We start from the raw sequence: 22,584 nt of genomic DNA, 5'->3' as shown, positions 1-22,584 counted from the left end.
TCCCAGTCGGCAGTTTATTGACTTTGCAATGGCCGACTTCCGGTTGGTGGTTCCACCGACTGGAAGTCGGTGTTACAAAGTCGGTGTTACGAAGTCGGTATTACGAAAACGGGCAGCCAAAAGCTGCCCGTCCGTAGAATTGTGTCAAGGCACAAATGTTATTCAAAAGAATACGCTCCGGTATTCACATTGAATTTGATGGTATAATTACCCGCTGCTACGGGAATATTGGGTCCGTTCAAAGCACCGACACCCGTAGGGAAGTCACCGGCGCCCCAGTTGAGGTCCCAGGCATCGTTGGCCCGGAACTTCGCTTCTCCGTCTACCAGATCCATGGTAACGGTAACAATACCGCTGCCTTCATAGGTCATATCGGTATCGCTATCCCAGCCGCCGGGGGTAGCCGAGCCGATGATCCCGACCGAAGCCTCGGCAAAATTATAGGCACCGGTATTGGAATCAAACGTTACGAAATACAGACCAGCGGTAACCGGAATATTATCTCCGTTGATCGCACCGGTTCCCGTTGGGAAATTAAAACTACCCCAGTTGACCACCCAGTCGTTATCCGCCCGGAATTTCACCTCGCCATCATTCAACCCGATCAGGAGGGTGTAGGTACCGTCGCCGTTGTCGGTCATATCGATATCACTATCCCAGCCATTGGGGGTAGCCGAGCCGATGATTCCTACGCTCTCAAATCCTTCGTCCAGCTCAAAGGAGTAGGCTCCCGTTTCCGGATTGAAAGTCACATCGTATTTACCGGCAGTTACCGGGATATTCGGACCGTCCAGGGTACCTACGCCGGTCGGAAAATCTCCTCCTCCCCAGTTGGTATCCCAGCTGTCGTTAGCGCGGAATTTGGCTTCGCCGTCGATCAACTCGATATTGAGACTGAAGGTACCGTCGCCGTTGTCCATCATATCGGTATCGCTGTCCCAGCCGCCGGGCGTGGCCGAACCGATGATCCCGATAGAAGGAAAGCGTACAAAGGTGATGCTGTATTCCAGCGTTTTGTCATTGAAGGTGATGTCATAGAAGGCATCCTGCTCGGCGAAGGTGATATTAGGTCCGTACAATTCGGCGATTCCATCCCCTTCGGCATCACCGTAATTTTTGCCGTTAAAATCCGGCATTTCGGCAAATTTGAACTGAGCGCCGTTTTCCAGCAGTACTTCATTCAGTACCCAGGTATTGTCATCCACCAGGCTGAACTGGTAGTCCGAGCCCTGGAAGGTATTGAAGGTACCCAGCAGATAGAGTTCCGCCACGTTTTTAGCGAACAGCACTGCCGGTTCAATAGTATACCGCAGGGTCTGGTCGTTGAAACGGACGTTCACCAGGCCGTTACCGGCACAGGTATTATCGGGGCCACCGCCGGTAGTATTCTCCAGAATACCGTTACAACTGGCGTCACCGCCCCAGTCCTGGTCGCACCAGTCCACACAGTTCTTCAGTTTGAAAGCACCGCCCATCAGGTCGATCTCCTTGATCTCCCAGGTGTTGGGCGCCACCAGGGTCAGTGCATCGGCACCCCAGCCGTTGAACGCACCGGCGATATACATTTCATTGTAATTGGCCGGGAAAGGCAGCAGCGAGATCTCAAAGGTGGTGTTCTTTTCCTGTACCTGTCCTTTAGAGTCTGTCACCTTAATGCTCAGAGAATAGGTACCCACTCCGAGATCGGCCGCACCGAAGGTTGAGCCTTCGATCACGATGGAATCCCGCACACCGTTCAGCGATTTGGAAGCCGCCGCCAGTTCGGTACCGTCGGCGTTCATCAGAGCTACTTCCGCATTAGCCAACGGAGAAGTTGTACCGTCTACAAAAATTACTTTTACATCGAAATCGCCGATAACGACTTTGCCATTATCAGCCGGGCTGATCTCCAGCAGGCCCGGAGGAAAATCCGTCAGGGCCAGTTGATCCACCTCCATTTTTTCACAAGCTGTAAAGGTCAGCAGACCGATCACAACCCATAAAAAGCTATATCTAAATTGCATGATCTTATTGGTTTATGCCGCCGGAGCGGCACTGATTTTTAATATTTTTCGTGGTTTAGACTTTCCAGATCTCAAAACCCGGAAAGTCTGAGCCGGATTTAATATCCCTGATTCTGGCTGAGGTTCGGATTGGCCAGGATCTCAGATGCCGGGATCGGCAAAAGGTTGCGGAAAGCTTCGGTCGTACGGCCTTCCTTTACGTTGCCTTTCCAGGGCCAGACACCGTTTTCGGTAAACTGGTTGAAGCGGATCAGGTCCGTCCGGCGGTGCGCTTCCCAGTAGAGTTCGCGGGCCCGCTCGTCGAGGATGAAATCCAGATCCAGGTCGGCCTGGGCGATGTTTCCGGTATTGTCACCGTAAGCGCGCTGGCGCAGCTCGTTGATGTATCCGACGGCCGTAGCCAGATCACCACCGGAGCCACCTCTCAGTACCGCTTCGGCGTACATCAGATAGGCATCTCCCAGACGGAACATCGGAAAGTCCGCGTCACCGTGGTCCAGGTCAGAGCCCGGCTCACCTTCGGAAGAGACGTTCTGGAACTTAACGATAGCGTAGCCGTCGGCAAAGTTGCTGATAGAGTTGATCTCTTTGGTTTGTCCGTCGGTGTAGAAATTGGCCCGATCATCGATGTCATCGCTCTCGGATGGGAACAGGTCGACCAGAGCGCTGGTGGTACGCAGACCGAACCAGCCGCCGTTGATGCCGTAATCCACCGGATCCATGCTACCGCCCACGGGTGCGTGGATGAGGTAGGTCATACCGCCCCAGGTCTGGGTGCTTTCTCCGTCGAAAGGAATGGCAAAGATCAGTTCGGGAGAGCTGTCATTATCGGTCAGGAACAGGTTATCGTAATCTTCTTCCAGGCTGTAGATGCCGGAATCGATCACTTTTTTGGTAGCAGCTACCGCATCGGAGTAGCGGTCCGTACCGGTATATACTTCGGCGTTGAGGTACAGTTTCGCCTGCAGCATCCAGAGGGCAGCGCGGTCGGCACGGCCGTATTCATTCTGGCCGGCTGCGACAATATCGCTTTCGATGGCCTGCAGTTCGCTATCCAGGAAGTTGAAGACTTCCTCGCGGGTTGCCTGGCGGGGAGCGTCGGAGCCGATGGCCTGCTCTTCCGTGTAGAACGGAATATTACCCAGCAGGTCGATGCCGTGCCAGTAGCTCAGAGCCCGCAGGAAACGAGCTTCCGCCCGGTAGGCCTGAATATCGCCCCGGGTAGCATCGCTGACACCGCGGCTATCCAGTTTTTCCTCCGTGGTTTCGCGCAGGAACTCGTTGGCCATAGATACCTGGAAGAAAATGCGGTAGTAAATGGCGCGAACGAATTGGTTGGCGTCTGTCCAGTTGTGGTTGTGCAGGTCGCCCAGCCCCTCATCGCCCCAGGCGATCACGGCTTCATCCGTGGTGAGCTCCTGGAATTGCCAGTACTGACGCAGGTAGTTGGAGAAACCTTCGTCGAGACTGGAAATATCCGCCGCACCGGCAGGACCGGCCTGTCCGGTTACCGCCAGACCGGAGTAAACGCGGGCCAGGAAAGCCCGGTATGCGGATTCATCCTGGAACAGGACATCCGCCGTTGTGGTACTTTTTGGTGAAAGATCAAGGTCGGTACAAGCCGTTGCCGCAAAAAGCGCCAGGACCATACCGTATTTAAATAGCTTATTCATTGCAAAATCTTTTAACATTCAGTTTAATAATGTTCATTAAAGTCCCAGGGTCAGACCGAACACCAGGGAACGGGAGCGGGGATACGGATTGTTGTCAATACCGCCTACTTCCGGATCGAGGCCGGTATAGTTGGTCAACAGGAACAGGTTGTTCGCCGTAGCGTATACCCGCAGGTTGGTCCGTCCGCCCAGGTTATTGAAATTGTAGCCCAGTGTAATGTTGTCCAGGCGCAGGAAAGAACCGTCTTCCAGGTAGTAATCCGAGAAGTACTGCGGCCCGTTGAAGCGGGTCACCAGTGCCGATTCGTGAACGTTGTTCAGGAAGATATCTCCGCGCTCGTTCACCCGGTTGAGGTAACCGCCGTCGGAAGAGCTGTTGTTATACACATAGTTGCCGAGGCTTCCCCGCAGGGTAAAGCTCAGGTCAAATCCTTTGTAGGACATAGCCGAGGTCAGACCGAAGATGAAATCCGGTGCGGGTTTCTCGATCGGACGTTTGTCCAGATCATTTACCATACCGTCGCCGTTAGTATCTTCGTAGATGTCCGCCAGGTTGATCGTACCGTCGTCATTGTGATCGATACCGTCTACCAGCGGCAGGCCGTTCGCATCCAGTTTGTGTTCGAACAGGAAGAAGGAATAAGCCGGCTGGCCTACGCGCAGGATCTGTACGTTGTTGCCCACACCACCGGCGATACCACCGGTCAGGATACCCGCATCGCTGGTCTGATCGATGGCCAGGATCTGGTTGCGGTTGTAAGCGATGTTACCACTGAGGTCCCATTTGAAATCCCGGGAATCCACAGCAATGGCGTTCAGGGTCAGTTCCACTCCTTCGTTCTCTACTTCACCGATATTGGTCAGTACGCGGTCGGACAGGTTCGTACCCGCCGGAACGTTAACCGTAAACAGCAGATCGTTGGTCCGCTTGTTGTAGTAATCCAGAATACCGCTGAAACGGCCGTTGCCGAAACCAAAGTCCAGACCAACGTTCAGCGAAGCGGTTTCCTCCCATTTCAGACCGGCATCGTACGCGTCGGGGCGTACCGTGGTAATGTACTGGTTGCCGAACAGGTAGCGCGCCTGAGCGTCACTCAGGGAGTAGCGCGGCAGGTAGTTGAAGTCCCCGATCTCCTGGTTACCGGTGATACCGTAACCAACGCGTAGTTTAAGATCGGAAAATACGCCGCGCAGGCCGTCGGCAAAATCTTCCTCCAGGATCCGCCAGGCAAATGCAGCCGATGGGAAAAGCCCCCAGCGGTTTTCCGGACCAAAACGGGTAGAACCGTCTCTCCGCAGCGTAGCCGTAAACAGGTATTTGCTGTTGATGCCGTAGTTGATCCGACCGAAGAAGGAGATCAGGCGGTTCTGTACCACAAAGTTGGAAGCTTCGAATTCTGAAGCTGGATTGGTACTGTTGGTTCCGAAGATGTCGTTGGACAGATCGTAAGCCAGGAATTGCGGGAACTCCGCATCAAAATCCTGGTAAGAATAACCCGCCGTGATATCCAGATCGTGCACACCGAAACTACGCTTGTAATTCAGGTAGGCATCCAGCAGAGAACTCGTACGGGTGAAGTTTTCCATGTAGATCTCACCGTCGCGGTCACTGACCAGTTTGTTGCGGTAGGTCGTCGGGGTGAAGGTCGCCGCCCGGCCATTATTCGCATCGTAACCCAGGTTCAGCTTGGCGCTCAGGCCCTGGATCAGTTCATCCATCTTATATTCGAACTCGATGTTACCCAGCGTACGGAAGCTTCTGCCCGTCGCGTCGATCTGCTCGATCCCGGAAACGGGGTTCCGGGGCGCCAGACCAACACCATATTCAAAGAACCCGCCGAAAGCCGTATTGGACGGATCGTACACCGGCTGGGTCGGATCGAAATACCAGGAAGCACCCAGTCCCTGATCGAAGCGATCTTTGGTGAAGGCACCTTTCAGGTTGATATTGATATTAAGGGTTTCATCCAGCAGCGAGTGGTTGTAATTCAGACCGATGGTGGTCCGTTCCGTTTTGGAAGTCTTGATCACCCCTTCCAGTCCCTGGTAACCGACGGATACGCGGTAACCGATATTCTCCGCACCACCGGTAAAGCTCAGGTTGTGATTCTGACCGGTAGCGGGGCGGGTTACTTCATCGAACCAGTTGGTACTCGCCGACCCCAGGCGTTCCAGACGCTCCGGAGCGACAAAAGTTACCAGGTTGCGGAAGGCTTCTGTAGAAAGGATCGGCAGATCATCAATAATATTGGAAGTGGTATAAGAACCATCGTAAGTGAGTCGGCTAGGGCTGCCGGCTTTGCCTCTTTTGGTGGTAATGATGATCACCCCGTTCGCACCGCGAGATCCGTAAATAGCCGTTGCGGAAGCGTCTTTCAGTACGGTGAACGTAGCAATGTCGTTCGGGTTGATGAAGTTGAGCGGGTTACGGGTACCCGGGTTGCCGTTGTTGTCGATGGGCACTCCGTCGATCACGAACAGCGGTTCGTTACCGGCATTGATGGAGGTACCCCCGCGAATGCGGATGGAAGTACCGCCCCCGGGCTCGCCACTGTTCTTACTCACCTGAACCCCGGCCACTTTACCGGTGATCAACTGATCGGGAGAAACAATGACCCCTTTGTTAAAATCTTCATCGGAAATAGCGTTCACCGAACCGGTCGCGTCGTCTTTTTTTACCGAACCGTAGCCGATCACTACTACCTCATCCAGTACCTCACCGGCTGAGAGTTGAATGTTCAACACGGATTCCGAACCCACGGTTACGCGCTTGGAAGCATAGCCGGTATAGCTGACCTCCAGATCGGTAGTACCTTCCGGCAGGGTCATGGCATAATTGCCGTCAAAATCGGTTATGGTACCCGTACTGGTACCAACAATCAGAATATTTGCTCCGATCAGCGGTTCGCCCGTTTCGGCGTCCGTGATCTGGCCGCTGATATCGCGCTGCGCCAACAGGGTCTGGCTCATCAGCAGTATCCCCACAAAGAGCAAACCTTTGGTTAGCATGTCGAAGTTAAGTTTCATAAATTAAGTTAATTTGGTTATCAATTTTATTGATGATTTTATGGTATGATCATTTGATGTTTTGACGAGGAGTCCATCGTTCGCATCATCGCATAATCATACCATCAGATAATTAGTTTTACTCCAATCATAAAGGTCCTGGCCCGCGGGAATACATTGTCGTCGATCCCGTATTTGGGATAATCCTCATTCCCGCTTGCGTTACCGATCTCGGGGTCCAGACCACTGTATCCGGTCAATACCAGCAGATTGTTGGCCATGGCGTATAGTCGCAGATACCCGAGCCGGGACAGACCGGTAAATGTGTATCCCACACTGACCTGATCCAACCGGATGAAAGAGGCATCCTCCACATAATAGTCTGAGAAATACTGCGGATGCAGGAAACCGGTTTCCTGCACGCTCCGGGTCAGATTCGTCGGAACGATATTGGTGATGATCCGGTCGTAATTCCCACCCACCGATTGAATGTTGTTGTATACATAGTTGCCCAGCTGCCCCCGCCAGGTACAACTGATGTCCCATTGACCGAACTGCCAGTCCGAACTGAACCCGAACAGCAGGTCCGGTGCGGGTTTGCCGTAAGGCACTTTATCATTATCGTTGACGATGCCGTCTCCGTTGGTATCTTCGTAAATGTCCGCCAGGTTGATCCGGCCGTCCTCATTGTGATCGAATTGATCGGAGAGCGGCAGTCCGTTCTCATCCCGCTTGTGGCGGAATACAAAAAAGGCATTCGCCGGCTGACCCACACGCAGGATCTGGATGCGATTGCCGGCCCCTCCTGAGATCTCCCCGGTAGAAAAGCCCTGGAATCGCGGATCGGAAAAATTGGTCAGGCGTGAAATGCGGCTGTGGTTGACGGACAGGTTAGCGGATACATCCCACTGGAAATATTTGCGACGCAACAGGCGCGCGTCCAGGCCCAGTTCCAGCCCCTCGTTATTCAGCGATCCAATGTTGGTCAGAATAATATCGGTCAGATTGACCCCGGCCGGTACGATCACCCGCGACAGTAGGTCATTGGTCCGGCGGTAGTAATAATCCAGTTCTCCGCGAACGCGGCCCTGCCAGAGATCGAAAGAAAGGCCAACATTGAGGGAGGCCGTTTCTTCCCACTTCAGGCCGGGATCCGAACCTCCGGGGCGGACCGTCGTCACAAACTGATCCCCAAACTGGTAGCGCACCTGGCTGTCGCCAAACTGGTAAGTCTTTAGATATTGATAATCTCCGATTTCCTGATTGCCGGTGATGCCGGCGCTGAAGCGCAATTTTAGGTTCTGAACCCAGGGACTGATGCCGTGCAAAAAGGACTCCTCCCCTATCTTCCAGGCCAACGCCACCGAAGGGAAAGTCCCCCAGCGGTTGTCCGGGCTGAAACGGGAGGAACCGTCGCGGCGAACTGTCACGGTCATCAGGTATTTTTCCCGCCACTGCAGATTTACCCGACCGAAGAAGGAGATCAACCGGTTTTGCAGCGTACTGTTGCTGCCGAAAAACTCACCGGCGAAACTCGTACCGTTGAATCCGAGCACATCATTATTCAGTTCCCAGGCCCGGATCTCCGGATATTCGCTTTGAAAATCCTGGTAAGAATAACCCGCCGTGGCGTCGATCCGGGTATCGATATTGGCCAGGTCCTTGCGGAAATGTAGATAGGATTCCCACAACAGGGAAGCCCGGAAGAAGTTGGCGATCCGGATCTCGCCCTGGCTGGAATACTGATTGCGCAGTGCTTTAGGCAGATAGCGCTTGCGCTCACCGGTGGCCAGATCGTACCCCAGATTGGTTTTCACCGAAAGACTGGGAATGGACGGATACCGGTATTCCAACTGGATATTGCCGATGCTTCGGTAGTTATCACTCAGGTCGCGGGTGAGGTCGAGTTCCGCCACCGGGTTTTTGATGGCCTGATCCATTGCGTACTCGAAGTAGCCGCCCCAGATGCTGGCCTCGTCGTGGACCGACTGGGTCGGATCGAAGTTGATCGCATTGCCGATAGTCGACTGAATTGCGAAACGGTCCCGCGTCTTGGCTCCTTTGAAATTGGCTTCCAGTTTCAACTGGTCCTGCAGAAATTGCTGGTGGTAGCTCAGGCTGAGACTATAGCGTTCGGTAAAGGCCGACTGGACCACCCCATCCTGCCGCAGGTAACCGAGAGAAGCCCGGTAGCCCATGTCCTTACCGCCGCCGGAAACGCCGAGCGTATGGTTTTGACCGTAGGCCTTGCGGAAGATCTCGTCCTGCCAGTCCGTATCGCTAATACCCAGTTCGGGAAAGCGCCGAGGCGCTTTGTCCTGCACCGTGTGCCGGAACTCTTCGGGACTAAGCACCTCCACCCGCCGGTCATTGGTGGCCATCGATAACCAGGCATCATAGGTAATCTGGTCCCGGCCGCCAATGCTACCTTTTTTAGTGGTGATCAGCAGCACTCCATTGGCTCCGCGCGAACCGTATATGGCCGTGGCGGAAGCATCCTTCAGTACGCTGATACTTTCTATATCGTTGGGGTTTAAAGCATTCAGGGGATTACGGCCGCTTTGGAACCCGCTGGGATTATGCGGCCGGTTGTCGATGGGAACGCCATCGATCACATATAATGGTTCGTTACTGGCATTGAGGGAGCCGCCGCCGCGGATGCGTACGGACATTTGCCCGCCGGGTTCGCCGTTGCCGCTGAGGACCTGCAAACCGGCTACCCGGCCGTTGAGCAGTTGCTCCGGCGACACATTAGCGCCTTTCCGGAAAGCTTCTTCCTGCACGGTTTGCGCCACGCCGGTCTGATCGCCGCGCTGGGTGGTGCCGTAGCCCAATACAACCACTTCCTGCAGAGCCAATTGATCCGGTTGCAGATTAACGGCCAGTGTGGTGGTCCGGCCATCCAGTGAGATCACCTGCGGCTTGAACCCTACATAGGAAAATTCCAGGCTGGCGTAGGGCGGTAAGTGGAGGGTAAAAGCACCGTCCGGTCCGGTTATGGTGCCGCTCGGCTCATTCAGGAGACGGATGTTCACTCCGAACAGCGGTTCACCGGTACTGGAATGTACCGTGCCCTGCAGGTCTATCTTTTCTTTTTGATCGGCGAGGGACTCGATCATCAGTCCCAGTTGATTTTCGGGGTCGGATTGTTTGCGTTGGAGATTTAGTCCGCTGCGTTTTTCCAGTTGCTCGATCTGACGGATCTTTTTCTTGAGCTTTTTGGTCATGCGCTCATCGCGGTCTCCCTCGCGGTAGATCACAAAGTATTTTTCACCGAAAGATTCGTAGCGGAAGTTGGTGTAGCGAAGCAGGCGATCAATGGCGGTTTCCAGTTGCTCCCCTTCTTTAAATTCGAAGTTGACTTGGGTATCACCGAGCAGATCGGCATCGTAGGTGAAGAAGACCTGGTAGCGCTCGCCCATTTCTTCCAGCAGATCGGGAAGCGGTCGGTCGGCGGGTAGCGGTCTTCCGGAAAAGGCAAGCAAAGTAGCGGGTAGCAGACTGCACCACAGCCAGCTAGCTACTGAAATCGTCTTGCTCAATGACCAGAATAATCCCATTGTTCCCTAAGTAATCTACCGGCAATACCCATTTTTTGGCGGGTTCCACCGGTAAAAGTGCTTTATCGAGGTTCCAAAAACTTAATCTTCAGGACGAGGTTTAGTCGGTTTTTGTTTGCTACCGGTATTACCGGGATCTTGAAGGAATTCAGACAGGATCTCAGGTGAGTTTATTAGGGAGGGTCGCTACCGCAAAAGTAAGCGATTCCCGCCTTCACCGCTACCCTATTTTATCACATAAATATCATTTTCTAACTCTACCGTCAGCCCCAGCGCCCGGGCCAGTATGGGCAGGGTCACTTCCAGCTGTTCCATCGGAACGCCCTGGGAAGTAATGGGGCGATCGTACTGGCTTTCGTCTTCCAAACGGAAAGTAATTCCGTAGATGTCCTCTACTTCCTGCAGCACTTCCCGCATCGGCGTTTTATCGAATTTGAGCAGTCCGTCTTTCCAGGAAGTTGTCAGTTCTTTAGAAGCCGGTCCGCTCTCCACGATAGTGCTCAGTGCTTTGGAGTAAGTCAACATTTCGCCAGGCTCCAGTTGCATGGCTCCCTGGGTTCCGTCCGCCAGTTCCAGGTTCACACTGCCTTCTTCCAGATATACTTCCGTGTGCTCTCCACGACTGTGCACATTGAAAGCAGTGCCCAATACCTCTACGGTCAGATCGTCGGTAATCACCTGAAAAAGACCGTGGGTGTCACTCTGTTTTGTTACCTGAAAGTAGGCCTCACCGGAAAGCCAGACGCGACGGATCGCTCCATCGTTCCAGTGATCGTCCAGCCGGAGGGTGGTATTGGCGTTCATGTTTACCCGTGATCCGTCCGGTAATGTTACCGTTTCCCATTCGCCAAAATTCGTGGCGTACAGGTCGGAGGGTCGCTGGATCCACCACCAGGCGATACCGGCCACGAGCAACAGCAGTATTGATGCCGCCGCCAGCCGGAGATATCCGGATGTCCAACGAAGTTCAAAACGGGAATTCCGCCCCAACTTTTCGGGGCTTCCCAGCCGCTCCAACTGAGCCTGTAGTTTTTGCTCCACCGCAGCGGCGTTCATATCATCGGTCGTAAAGTGTTCGTTCATGTCCAGCAGCAGCGAACGGGCCTGTTCTATCACTTCCCGGCGTTCCGGATGTTCTGCGATATACGCCTTCCAGTACTCCCCTTCCCGCTGATCTTCCTTAAGCACCCAGGCCCTAAAACCAGGATTCTCCATCAAGGCTTCAATTGAGAACGATGCTCCATTTTCCAATTCCATCAATTGATTTTTAGTCTGTTACTGATAGATAGCAAAGGGAGCAGGCTTGTAACCTTGTTCATTCCAATTTTTTTTCGTTTTAAGTTTCCGGATCCGGTTCCTGGGATCCCGGGTGCTACATTCGTACGGGTCAATGCTGGATAAGCAGGGACTGGGTCCTTACCCGCCCATCGATGACCACTTTTATAAAGTACAGGCCGGCGGGCCATTCCTGAGTTGAAATGCTCAGTGAGGCCCCGGTGATATTCGTTTCGTAATGTGACCTGCCGGAAGCGTTAAAAATGATGATCCGTCCACCGTCAGTACGCAGGTCGTTGAATTGCAGGTCTACCTGATCCGAAGCCGGATTCGGGCGTAGGGAAAAATCAAGTTCCGGAGCTAGTTGCTCCCGTACCGGCGTGGGTTCCGTGCTTGCCAGTTTTAGGAACCAGGTCTCGCGTGGGTTCAGCATCGATCCGGCAGCAGCCGTCCAGTTGCCGAAGCCGCCCTGCTCGTTGATCTCTACGGTGCCCATCGCGGTACTACTGTACAATTCCCGCACCGAATAGGTACCCGGGGTCAGGGAAGAAACCGGCAGGGTAATTTCCGGACTGATCGCCGCCGTATTGAAATTGGACACCACCAGTACCGCTTCTTCTTCGTAAATGCGGGCGTAGCCTAAGGTCCGGGCGGTGTTGCTTTCCAGGCCCAGCAGGTAGCCGCGGCGAAGAGCGGCCTCATCGTTGCGGATATGGACCAGCTTGCGGTAGTGCTGCCAGAGAGAGCCCGGCTCTGCCGCCATGGTTGCTACATTATTGGTAGCGACATTGCTACCCAGACCGTACCAGGGCGTATGGCTGCTGAATCCACCGTTGGCAGCAGTGGACCATTGCATCGGACGGCGAATATTTTCGTGGATGCCGGTACCGGTCATGCCTACTTCTTCGCCATAGTAGATGAAAGGAACGCCCGGCATACTGAGGTACAGGGCGGCGGCCAGTTTCATCCGGCTGGCATCATTTCCCAATTGACTGAAGACGCGATCGATGTCGTGGTTAGTTAAAAAGGTGCCGTACTGCAATTTGGGATAAGCCGCCTGCAGCACGCCAAACTGGTTTTGTATATTAGCAGGATCGCCGCCGTTGACGGCATTGAGGATCGCGCCGGCCAAATCAAAATCGAAACAGATATCCAGCCGGTTATTTTGCACATAGGGGACAACGGAACTGGTCGCCGACCAGACCTCACCGACGGTAAAGGCATCCGGCCGGGCCGTTTTGTAGACGGTATTGAATTCTTCGAGCAGGGTAAAGGTTTCCGGCGTATTTTCGAGCAGGGTGCCGTCTTCATCCAGATATTTGATCGCATCCAGCCGGAAGCCGTCCACGCCTTTGTCCAGCCAGAAGCGGGTAATGTTGAACATTTCTTCCTTGAGCGGCGGGTGGCTGTAATTCAGATCGGGCATGCCGCCCCAGAATAAGCCGTAGTAGTAATCGCCGTTCCGCGCGTGCCAGACATTTTGCCCCCAGGGACCATTGAATCCGGGATTATTGTCGGACCAGATGTACCAGTCGCGAAAATTCGATTGACTATTTGCCGACTGCGTAAACCAGGGATGCTGATCGGAACTGTGGTTCATTACAAAGTCAATGATCACTTTGATCCCCCGGGCGTGCGCGGCTTCCAGCAAGGCCTCAAAATCGGCCATGGTGCCGTAGTCGGGCTCGGTCGCATAGTAGTCCGTTACATCGTAGCCGTGGTAGCTCGGAGATGCCATCATCGGCATCAGCCAGATACCGGTGATGCCCAGGTCCGTATCGGTTTCGGGATCTCCGTCATTGAGATAATCCAGTTTTTCGATGATCCCGCGAAAATCGCCGATCCCGTCGTTGTCACTATCGTAAAAACTCCGGACGAAGATCTCGTAGAAAACGGCGTCGTTCCACCAATGCGTTTCATAACTCGTGGAGATAGCCGGATCGCAGGGCGTGCAGGTACCGAAGCAGTAGATGATTTCACTATCGGTATCGGCCTGCCGGTAGCGCAAATCGTTTGCTCCCGTTACGGAACACTCCTCCGGGATGATCTCCGCTCCGTCGACCGTGTTCCCGTTCACAAAAACGTATTGGTACGTACCGTTCGGAACGGGTAAAGTGATCTCGTAGGTGCCGTCCCCATTTTGGTCCAGCAATTCGATAGAGGCCGGGTCCCAGTCGGCGGGAAAACCGGCTGCCTGCTGAAAGTCTCCCATCACGTGCACCCCATCGGGGCTGACGGTCTGCTCGCTCATATTGACGGCGAGCCGCAACTGGGCATTACAGGCATTAAAAGGTACCGGCGGCAGGGTCAGATCACTGCCAAGCGTGACTATCCGGTTATTATTATTGGTAACGGAACATTCGGCGGGTGGAGATTCGTCGCTGCCCCAGGCATTGCCGTTGATGAATTTGTACTCATAAGTCCCCGCAGGTAACAGCAGCGTGATGGTGTAGATCTTATCGCCATCCGGATCGGACATGGGCGTAGAAGCGGGATTCCAGTCGGCGGGGAAACCGGCTTCGCTCTGGAAACTGCCGGCCACGTGTACCCCCTGCGCGGAAACATTCTGCTGTCGCATATCGACCTGCAGGGTAAGAGATAGATCCTGTCCCGATGCCAGACTCAGTGAACTGAGCCCCACAGCGAGCCAGAGGGTGCGGATTAAAGGCAGTTTCATAACTTTATTTAGGTTGAAGGAAGTGCAGTATAAAATACTGCTACAAATTTACGGGGAGAGGCAGGTGGATTTTACCCCCTGTGTGGGAATAGTGGACGCCCAAAGACACCAAAAACAAATAAAAACCTGTAAACCAACACCTTAACAACCAGAAGAGTGGCCGTAAAAGTGGATAAACCAAAGGAAAAGTGGAATAGAAAGGGCGAAAAATCCAGAAAATCGGGAATACCCGAAAGGTGAAGGACTGGTTTTGGACCTTATTTTCGGGCGGTACGGCTCTCCAATGATCAGGCCGGAATCGCCCCGATCTTCATTACTTCTTCTTCAAACTGATCGCGATCAATGGAGGATTTATTTTTGATCTGGGCCCGGTAGTTGTAGATGGTATTGACCGAGTAACGCAAAAAGTGCGCGATCTTATTGCTGTCTGCAATGCCGAGTCGAATGAGTGCAAAGATGCGTAGTTCCGTATTGAGTAATTCCCCGTTTTTCAGGTTGACCCGCTCGCCTTTGTCCAGTAGTCCATTGAATTCCGAAACAAAGTCGGGGTACAGGCGAAGAAAGGCCGCGTCGAAATTGGCGTAGAATTCTTTTAGCTCCGCCTGGCTGATGGCATCCGGCTCGGTCATTTCCAGCAGGGTGTTCATCTTTTTAGCCAGTACATTTTTCCGCACCAGTTTTTGGTAGTTCTCCAGCTTTTCGATGTAGACGGAACATTGGTTCAGGAAGTGCCCGATGTATTCTTCCTTGACGAAATTCGCTTCCTTCAATTGCTGATTCAGTTCCTGTAGCTGTACGTTCGCCTGGTGCAGGTTTTTTCGGGCGCGGGCCAGCCGACGCATCTGCCAGTAGATCCAGACGAGGGCGATCACGAGCAGTACGGAGATCACGGCGATGATCCCCAGATAGCGCCCCAGTATAGCTTTCTGCCGTTCGATCTGCATTTGATAAGCCCCGGTGATGATGGGATAGACTTCCGAGATCTCGACCTTTCGCTGGCGGGCGTTGTAGAAGTTGGCGTCGGCCAGCGCAAATTCGATATAGCGGTTGGCCCGCGGGATGTCCCCTTCCCGGTACAACTGTACCGCCAGATCGGTCAGGGCCGCGTTTTCCTTCACTGCCGCCTGGATGTCCGAGATGGCCGAAAGGATACGGAATTTCTTCTGCAATCCCTGCTGCCCCTGCCGGGCGTAGATGTGGGCAAGCGTGGCGGCGGCCCGGGCGTAAGCAGCCGTTCCGGGCACTTCCCGCTCGTTGACGATATCGCGGTAGATATCTTCCGCGGCTTCCAGCTTGCCGTTGCTGAGGAGTAAGACTCCGGATTCCAGTAAATAGCCGTCCGAATCGGGGGACAGGGTCCCCAACAGGGAATCCTGATAGGCCCGGACCTTCAGATCATAATATGGGGCATAGGTATCGTCCGAGGCGTAATCCCGGAGCGATTCGTAAAGCAGTTTGTAAGTATGGTAATAAAATTCCAGATTGGTACCGGACAGTAGTTCTCTTTCTACTGCCTCCAGATGATCGAGGGATTCTTTATACATGCCCGCCGAGGTGAGTACGGCCGAGAGTTTCAATTTGGAATCCAGGATCCAGTCCGCGCGCCCGGTGGCTTCCGCAAATTCCAGTTTGGTGAAAATAAATTGCATGGCGGAATCAAAGCGGTACAGGCGATAGGCCTCGAAGAGCTGATCGTAGAGCCCGTAGCGCGTCATACTGTCTACTCCGGGCGCCTTCAACTGCTCTTTCAACTCCCTGATCCTGACTTCCTTCTTCTCCGCGTATACCTTACTGTCGGCCAGCGTTGCATCCAGTTCCTGCAGGAGTGAATCCACCGCCGACTGCCCGTAGCCGATACTTCCGATCAATAAACCCAACAGTAAGGTGACCCAGTGTTTTGACATATCTTGAATTGTGCCGCCAAATTACGGATTATTGGCCACCTATGCCGGGACTTTCACCGGATTAGTCCGCCATCATAGCGTTATTCCTGCGCCGCGAAAACCACCATCCCAGCAGAATGAAAAGCATTACTACGCCCAGCCCGTACCAGAACCAATTGGAGGGTACGGCCCTTTCCCCTTCGTTTTTATCCGGGTCCAGCGGTGCAATTTCCGGCATTTTATCGGCATCTACGTTTACCAGTACGGTAGCAGCCCCATTTTCCAGCCGGATGATCTGCGGCCCGAGGTTGCCGATGCCCGGCAGGTAACACATTTCCATTACATACCCGATACCGTCTTTTTCGGTATACGCTACCGGATACCAGGGTTTTTCACTGTGATAAATATGGGTAATTGCACCATCAGCGGCGACCCGGGAGATCCGCCGACTGCCACTGTTGGCCACGAATACCTCGCCGTCGGTGCCGGCAAAGGCAGCGTACAACATATTGAAGCGCGCTTCTTCAAAGGGTGGATCCGCCGGACTGTCCTCCAGCAGGCAGGTTGCGATAATGGTCAGCTCTCCCCGCGGAGAGACCTGGATCAGGGAGCCATTATCCGCATAATTATCCACCACCAGTAATTGCCCATCCGGGGTTAGTTGCAGACTCATGATTCGGCCAAATTTATGGTCGGACAATAGTCGGGTTGCACCTTCCGTACTACGGACATACAGTTGCCCTCCGGTATCGAAGTAAATGGTACCATCGGGAGCGGCCACAAAATTGACGCCACTAAACACTGAGGGGTCTTCCGTGGGTGGGATGATCGTCTCCTGCTGCCCGTCCACCAGTCGCCAGAGGGTATTGCGGTTGGTCTCCCGGGCGGCGATATAATCGTGATCGGTTCCCCAGATATGGCCCTGCCGGTCCAGGAAAAGAAAATGGCTGTGCAGTCCGGTCAGTATCTCCCGGAGTTCACCGGTTTGATCCAGTTTCCAGATGGTGCCCTCATTGTGGAGCACATCACAAAAAATGATCTCATTATTTTCGGTGATCACGATCCCGTAGGAGGGATGCGCCGACAGATCGGCACTAAGCAAAGCAGCAAAAAAGAATAGATACAGTTGTTTCATGTCGGGTTCAGGTTTGGCCTTACCCTAAGCTAAGCAACAAGGTATAGAAGACGACATCGAATCGATCAATCCGGAAAATTTGCTTACGACTCCTTTCCACCCGGAAGTACTGCGCCTAAAAATAAGGGCCCTCCTCTTCCAGGATCTCCACATCCGGCAAGTTCCTGCGCAGGGCTTTCAACACATTGGGTTCAATTTCGGTACCGAATAGATACACTTTTTTGACCTGCGGCAAGTGGAGCAGGTTCAATGCTCCCGCATCGTCGAGAAAGGTATACGAAAGGTTGATCTCTTCCAGCGTGGGCAGGGATTGCAGGTAGGCCAGGCCCGGACCTTTGATGCAGGTTTTTGGCAGGTACAGGCGGTTCAGATGCGTCATTTTACTCAGTTCAAAAAGCCCATCGTCGGTGATCAGGGCGCCGGGCAGCGACACCTTGGAAAAGGCTTCCGCGTACTCCAGTAATTCACTCACTGCCCCGTCGTTGACCGGCTGTGGGGGAATGGTCTGCCCTATCGCGAAAAAACCGGGAGCTTCCCGGTCCGGCTCAATGGTAAGTCCCAGTGGCGTGGCCTTTTCCCTGATCTCAAGCAGCAGGGCCTCCTGTTCTTTTTCGCGGCGCATCTGCAAGCGCCGGGCCTGGAACAAGTTGGGCAACAGACGATCGATTAAAGCTTTTCCTTCCGGGCTTTCCGGCCCCTCTCTCAGTTGCATTTCCGGATCGGCACCGCTTTCGATCCACCAGCGCATCAGTGCGATCTCGTCCTCTTCCAAACCCGGTTTTTCCGGAGGCGGCATATGGTCATCGTCCGTTTCCGGCAGGGTGATCCGGTGGTAGAGCTCACTCTCTTTCGGCTCACCGGCTACCAGCATGGTTTTGCCGCTTTTTCCACCGCGCATCAGTTCAGGGAAGGAAGTCATCAATAGATCGCCTTTGGTCTTGTACTCATTGTGGCAGGAAAAACAGCGCTTGTCCAGCACGGGTACGATAAGGTCCTGATAAACCAGCAGTTCGGCTTTTGGCTTTTGCTCCAGGGGCGAAACCGCTTCGACCCGGAGCGCGGGAGCGTACTCCGTTAAAAAATCCGGCCCGTGGGTCAGTGATCCTCCCTGGTGGCTGGTATAGATCACCAGCAAAGCACTCAGCGCCAGCAGACCATTTTGCAGGATGTTGCTGGTTGTTGAAGTTTTTTCGGTGGGTTGGAAACGCAGGAATGCCGCCAGGCTCAGAAATACCGTCAGCAGGACGCCGCCCCAAAGGTGGTCCCGGACCAGTTCGCCCTGGTATTCGCCGGTGCGGTATAACATATATCCGGCCAGCACGCTCAACAGGCAACTGCCCAGCGTGGTGACCCAAAAGGGACGGGCCAGGCGGCCCGTGTCCCATTGCGGCCGACGGGTCCTAGCCAGTTCCAATCCGGCCAGCGCCAGTACCAAAACTACCGGAAAGTGCAGGATCAAAATATGGAATCGTCCCAGAAAGCCCGTCCAGGCACCCGCAGTTTCAGACGTCGGCTCGGGCAGGAACGGCAAAATGCCAATCACCAGAAGGAGTAAAAAAAGTCGGTTTTTCTTCATGCAGATTCATTCGTATATAGGCCAGCATCTCAGGCCAGGATCTCAGTCAGTACGCGTTCACTGTCCCCAAACTGATCGACCTTAACATCCAGTGCCTTCAACATTGCCAAATAGAGATTGGCCAGCGGCGTCTCTTTTTCAAAGGCCAGGTTTTGTCCGGTTTTCAGGGCGCCTCCGCCTTTGCCTGCCACTACGATGGGGAGGTTCGTAGCCTGGTGACTGTTGCCGTCCCGCAGGCTGGAGCCGTACAACACCATGGACTGATCCAATAGGCTTTGATCGCCTTCCTTCATGGATCGCATTTTTTCCAGGAAGTAGGCGTATTGCTCCGTATGCCAGTAATTGATCTTGCTGTACATATCGAGCAGGCGGTCGTTGGAGCGGTGGTGAGAAATCGTGTGATGATTTCCGGTCACCCCGTCCAGGAAAGAGAAATTGCGATTGCTTACCGAATTACCAAACATGAACGTCGTCACCCGGGTGGCATCACTCCAGAGCGCCAGGGCGTTAATGTCCATCATCAGCCGCACCTTTTGGGTGACGTCATATCCGGAATTTACCTCTACATAATCCTTGAGTCTTACGTTCAGTTTTACCAGTTCTTTGCGAATATCCGGGGTGATATTGGCTTCGAATTCCCGCAGCTTATCCTGGGAGGTCAGTCGTTTTTCTACCGAACGCACCGATTCCAGATATTCGGACATTTTATTCTGATCGGCCGCTCCCAGGTGTTTGTTCAGACGTTTGGCGTCATCCATCACCAGGTCCAGTACGCTTTTCCGCCAGGGATCCTGCCCGCCGCTGGAAGCCCCGGGCACTACCGTCCGGAACAGCCGGTTGAAGGCGTGGTGCGGATCAATCTCTTTGGAGCAGGGCTGATTCGGACTGGCCCAGGAGATAGCCGATCCGTACAGGCGGGTGTAACCTACATTCTGGTCCACGCCGCTAATGATCGGATCCACGCCGTATTCCAGGGAAGGGAACATCGTTGCTCCACCCAACTGCCGGGCGGCCACCTGATCCATAGATACCCCTTTGACATCAATATTCGAGCCCGTGGTTTTCGTAATGTTGTGGCAGGTCAGGAACGGAGCCGTTTTGGCGTAGTGCCCGTCGGTACCCCGAACGTCCACTTCCCGGTTTTTCAATTCGCTGAGGACCAGCAGGTCCTTTTTGAAAGGCTCCAGCGGTTTCAGGGTGCGGGAAAGTTCGAAGTCATTGCCCCGGCCTTTGGGTGTCCAGTGCTCGGAATGTACCCCGTTCGGGAAATAAAAAACGGCCAGCCGCTTCGGACGGATACGTTCCACGTAGCGGGCCGTGCTCACGCCGGGCGGGGTCATCGCTTCCAGGAAAGGTAAGGCGACACAGGCGCCCAGACCCTGTAACATTTTACGACGGGAAATGGCTTTTCTTTTCATGTTTTGGGTATTTCAGAACAACCGGCAGTACCCGAAGGTCCTGCAGATCGATATGATCAAATTATCAGAACAACCAGTACGGGCGTTTAAAACTCCTGCACCACCACCGGATCGCTCAGTTTGTAGCGGAACGGATAGCTCATCGCCACTTCCGTAAGGAAAAGCGAAGCGTCGAAATCATTTTCCAGCAAAGTCTCACTCAACGCCGCTACGGTTTTGGAATCCTTAAAGTCGATCCCGCGTCCCAGGGCAAAACCCAGCACTTTCTGGGAGAAACTTTTCGCGAACTGGGCCTTTTTACTGCGCAGCAGGGCCTTCAATTCTACCGGCCCGTTGAACGCTTCTCCACTTTTCATGATGCCCGAAGCATCGATATCGACCAGCTTCATACCGTAGCTGTCGCGCCAGCGGCCGATGGCATCGAAGTTTTCCAGCGCAAACCCCAGGTCGTCCATTTCTTGGTGACAACCCTGGCAGGCAGGATTGGCCCGGTGGATGGTCAGCAATTCCCGCAGCGCCATCTCATCGTTCGTCTTTTTGGCCTCTTCCAGTTCCGGCACATCGGGCGGCGGAGCCTTAGCGGGCGTACCCAGTATTTTTTCGAGCACCCATTTGCCGCGTAGTACCGGACTGGTCCGGTGGGGTAATGAGGTAGCGGTCAGTACGCCACCCATGCCCAGTACACCGCCGCGGATCGGGTCGTCGAGCTGCACCCGGCGCATATTCTCCCCGTCGATACCCTCGATGCCGTAGTGTTCGGCCAGCGGTTCGTTGAGGAAAGTATAGCGGCCATCGATCAGTTCCAGCAGGTTGTTGCTGCCGGTGAGGGTGTAGTAGAAATAATCTACCGCCTCCTGCTGCATCCATTTCCCCAGGTCCGGGCTGTATTCGGGAAAGATCTTATCATCCACGCTGTGGGAGGGATCGGCCAGTTTGTCGATCTCCAGCCACTGGGAGGCAAAACTTTCGGCCATCCGCTTCAGCTTGGGGCTGCGCAGCATACGCGTTATCTGGACACGCAGGAGTTCGGGTTGCAGGAGTTCGTCGCGGTAAGCAGCCTGCATCAGGGTATCGTCTGGGATGCTCGACCAAAGGAAAAAGGACAGGCGGGAGGCCATTTCAAAACTACTCACCAGATAGGGATCTTCGGTGGGGCGATCGTTTTCCTGCCGGATCAAAAAATTGGGCGAAAGCAAAACCGCCTTGAATACCTGTTGCATGCTGATATCGAACCGCTCCGGAATAGCGGGGAGCTGGAGGTATACTTCGGTAAAAAAGTCGAGTAGCTTTTGCTTTTCCTGCGGCAGCAGAATGCGCCGGTAGGCACGCGTGGCAAAATCCGTGATCTGCGTTTCGGCGGCGGCCAGCGGCCCTTCCAGACTGATATCGCGATCGTGCCGGACCCGTTGCCACCACACCCGCAGGGCGGTACCCAAACTCTGCCGGTATCCCGGAACGATGCGTTCCCAGCGATCCACGTTGCAATAGGCCTCCTCCACGATGTATTCGGTAGCTTCCAGATAGCGTTCCATCAACAAAGGATTGAGGTAGAGCACCCGGGCGAAGTTGTCAAAACCTTCACCACCGGAAGGATCCTTCGGGAAAAATTCCGTAGGGTCCAGGGACACTCCGGTAAGGTCCTGGATCGCGTAGGCGTATTCGCGCATACTCAGGCGACGCGGCGGGATCTGCCCCGGATTGGGAATAGCCAGTGCCTCTTTCAGATATTTCTTGATATAGCTGAGCAGGGTATCCTGTTCCGCCGCCGGCATTTGCAGTTTGTTCTCCGGCGGCATTTCGCCGTTTTCCACCAGGCGGATCAGACTGGTAAACAATTCGCCGTCCCGCTGGATGCGGGAAATGAAATCGTATCGTTCTAGGTTGAGCCCACCCTTCAGATCATCGGCATTGTGACATTCCTGATTGCAGTACTTCCGCATGATGGGCATTACCACATCCCAGTAGTGGATCTGGTCCGGCGGATAGCCGGCCGCGGATAAGGTAGAAGTGAACAGCCCTAAGGCCAAGCAAGTGATCAGTGCAAAACGCATATGGGTCTGGCTCCGGAGGAGTTGGTTGGTTTTTCTTGGATACTACCCAACTTTATGCTTAAAGTTACGGTAGTAGATTCATCTGTCTTAAAAATAAGGAATTCTTTGATATTGAAGGGGATAGCCAGTTGCTAAACTCTAAAATTATATGATGCTATATTTTTTTTAAATGGGGAGAGTAGGTGATGGGGAGATTTGGAGACGGGGTGATGGGGAGAGTGGGTGTTGGGGAGACAAGAGGATTGGGAGACTGGTCCATTCAACCTGGTCTGCCAATGTCTTGGTCACCCCGTCTTACTCGTTTGTCCAGTAGTATTCTTCAGAATA

General features: G+C 53.9%; 11 protein-coding genes. All 11 read right to left on the bottom strand.

From position 1 onward, the window contains the following. Window positions 1-158: 158 nt before the first annotated feature. Window positions 159-2,003 carry a SusF/SusE family outer membrane protein gene (locus CRP01_RS27455; RefSeq protein WP_099153261.1) on the bottom strand — a complete coding sequence of 615 codons (1,845 nt, stop codon included), beginning with the start codon at window positions 2,001-2,003 and terminating at the stop codon, window positions 159-161. 98 nt (window positions 2,004-2,101) lie between these two features. Beyond that, window positions 2,102-3,676, bottom strand: coding sequence for a RagB/SusD family nutrient uptake outer membrane protein (locus CRP01_RS27450; RefSeq protein WP_099153260.1), 1,575 nt, complete (start codon window positions 3,674-3,676; stop codon window positions 2,102-2,104). A gap of 36 nt (window positions 3,677-3,712) precedes the next feature. Beyond that, window positions 3,713-6,703 (bottom strand): SusC/RagA family TonB-linked outer membrane protein, encoded by a 2,991-nt coding sequence (locus tag CRP01_RS27445; RefSeq protein WP_099153259.1) that lies wholly within the window; start codon window positions 6,701-6,703, stop codon window positions 3,713-3,715. A gap of 104 nt (window positions 6,704-6,807) precedes the next feature. Continuing rightward, a complete protein-coding gene (locus CRP01_RS27440) occupies window positions 6,808-10,224 on the bottom strand; it encodes a SusC/RagA family TonB-linked outer membrane protein (protein WP_170110560.1) in 3,417 nt (1,138 codons plus the stop codon). Between the two features lie 243 nt (window positions 10,225-10,467). Further along, on the bottom strand, window positions 10,468-11,499 hold the full coding sequence (locus tag CRP01_RS27435) for a FecR family protein (RefSeq protein ID WP_099153257.1): 1,032 nt from the start codon (window positions 11,497-11,499) through the stop codon (window positions 10,468-10,470). A gap of 130 nt (window positions 11,500-11,629) precedes the next feature. After that, window positions 11,630-14,194, bottom strand: coding sequence for an alpha-amylase family glycosyl hydrolase (locus CRP01_RS27430; protein ID WP_099153256.1), 2,565 nt, complete (start codon window positions 14,192-14,194; stop codon window positions 11,630-11,632). 287 nt (window positions 14,195-14,481) lie between these two features. Then, complete coding sequence (locus tag CRP01_RS27425; RefSeq protein WP_143473554.1) at window positions 14,482-16,098, bottom strand: DUF6377 domain-containing protein; 1,617 nt, start codon at window positions 16,096-16,098, stop codon at window positions 14,482-14,484. A gap of 61 nt (window positions 16,099-16,159) precedes the next feature. Beyond that, on the bottom strand, window positions 16,160-17,212 hold the full coding sequence (locus CRP01_RS27420; protein WP_099153254.1) for an NHL repeat-containing protein: 1,053 nt from the start codon (window positions 17,210-17,212) through the stop codon (window positions 16,160-16,162). A 115-nt stretch (window positions 17,213-17,327) separates the two neighbouring features. Further along, window positions 17,328-18,788: a c-type cytochrome domain-containing protein gene (locus CRP01_RS27415; RefSeq protein WP_099153253.1), complete on the bottom strand. Its 1,461-nt coding sequence runs from the start codon at window positions 18,786-18,788 to the stop codon at window positions 17,328-17,330. Between the two features lie 29 nt (window positions 18,789-18,817). Next, window positions 18,818-20,206, bottom strand: a complete 1,389-nt coding sequence (locus CRP01_RS27410) for a DUF1552 domain-containing protein (protein WP_099153252.1) — start codon at window positions 20,204-20,206, stop codon at window positions 18,818-18,820. 86 nt (window positions 20,207-20,292) lie between these two features. Continuing rightward, a complete protein-coding gene (locus CRP01_RS27405) occupies window positions 20,293-22,257 on the bottom strand; it encodes a DUF1592 domain-containing protein (protein WP_099153251.1) in 1,965 nt (654 codons plus the stop codon). Window positions 22,258-22,584: the final 327 nt, after the last annotated feature.

Origin of the sequence: Flavilitoribacter nigricans DSM 23189 = NBRC 102662 (genome assembly GCF_002646595.1) — a bacterium.
In the GTDB taxonomy this organism is placed as follows: domain Bacteria; phylum Bacteroidota; class Bacteroidia; order Chitinophagales; family Saprospiraceae; genus Flavilitoribacter; species Flavilitoribacter nigricans.
This window is presented reverse-complemented; position numbering and strand designations above follow the sequence as displayed.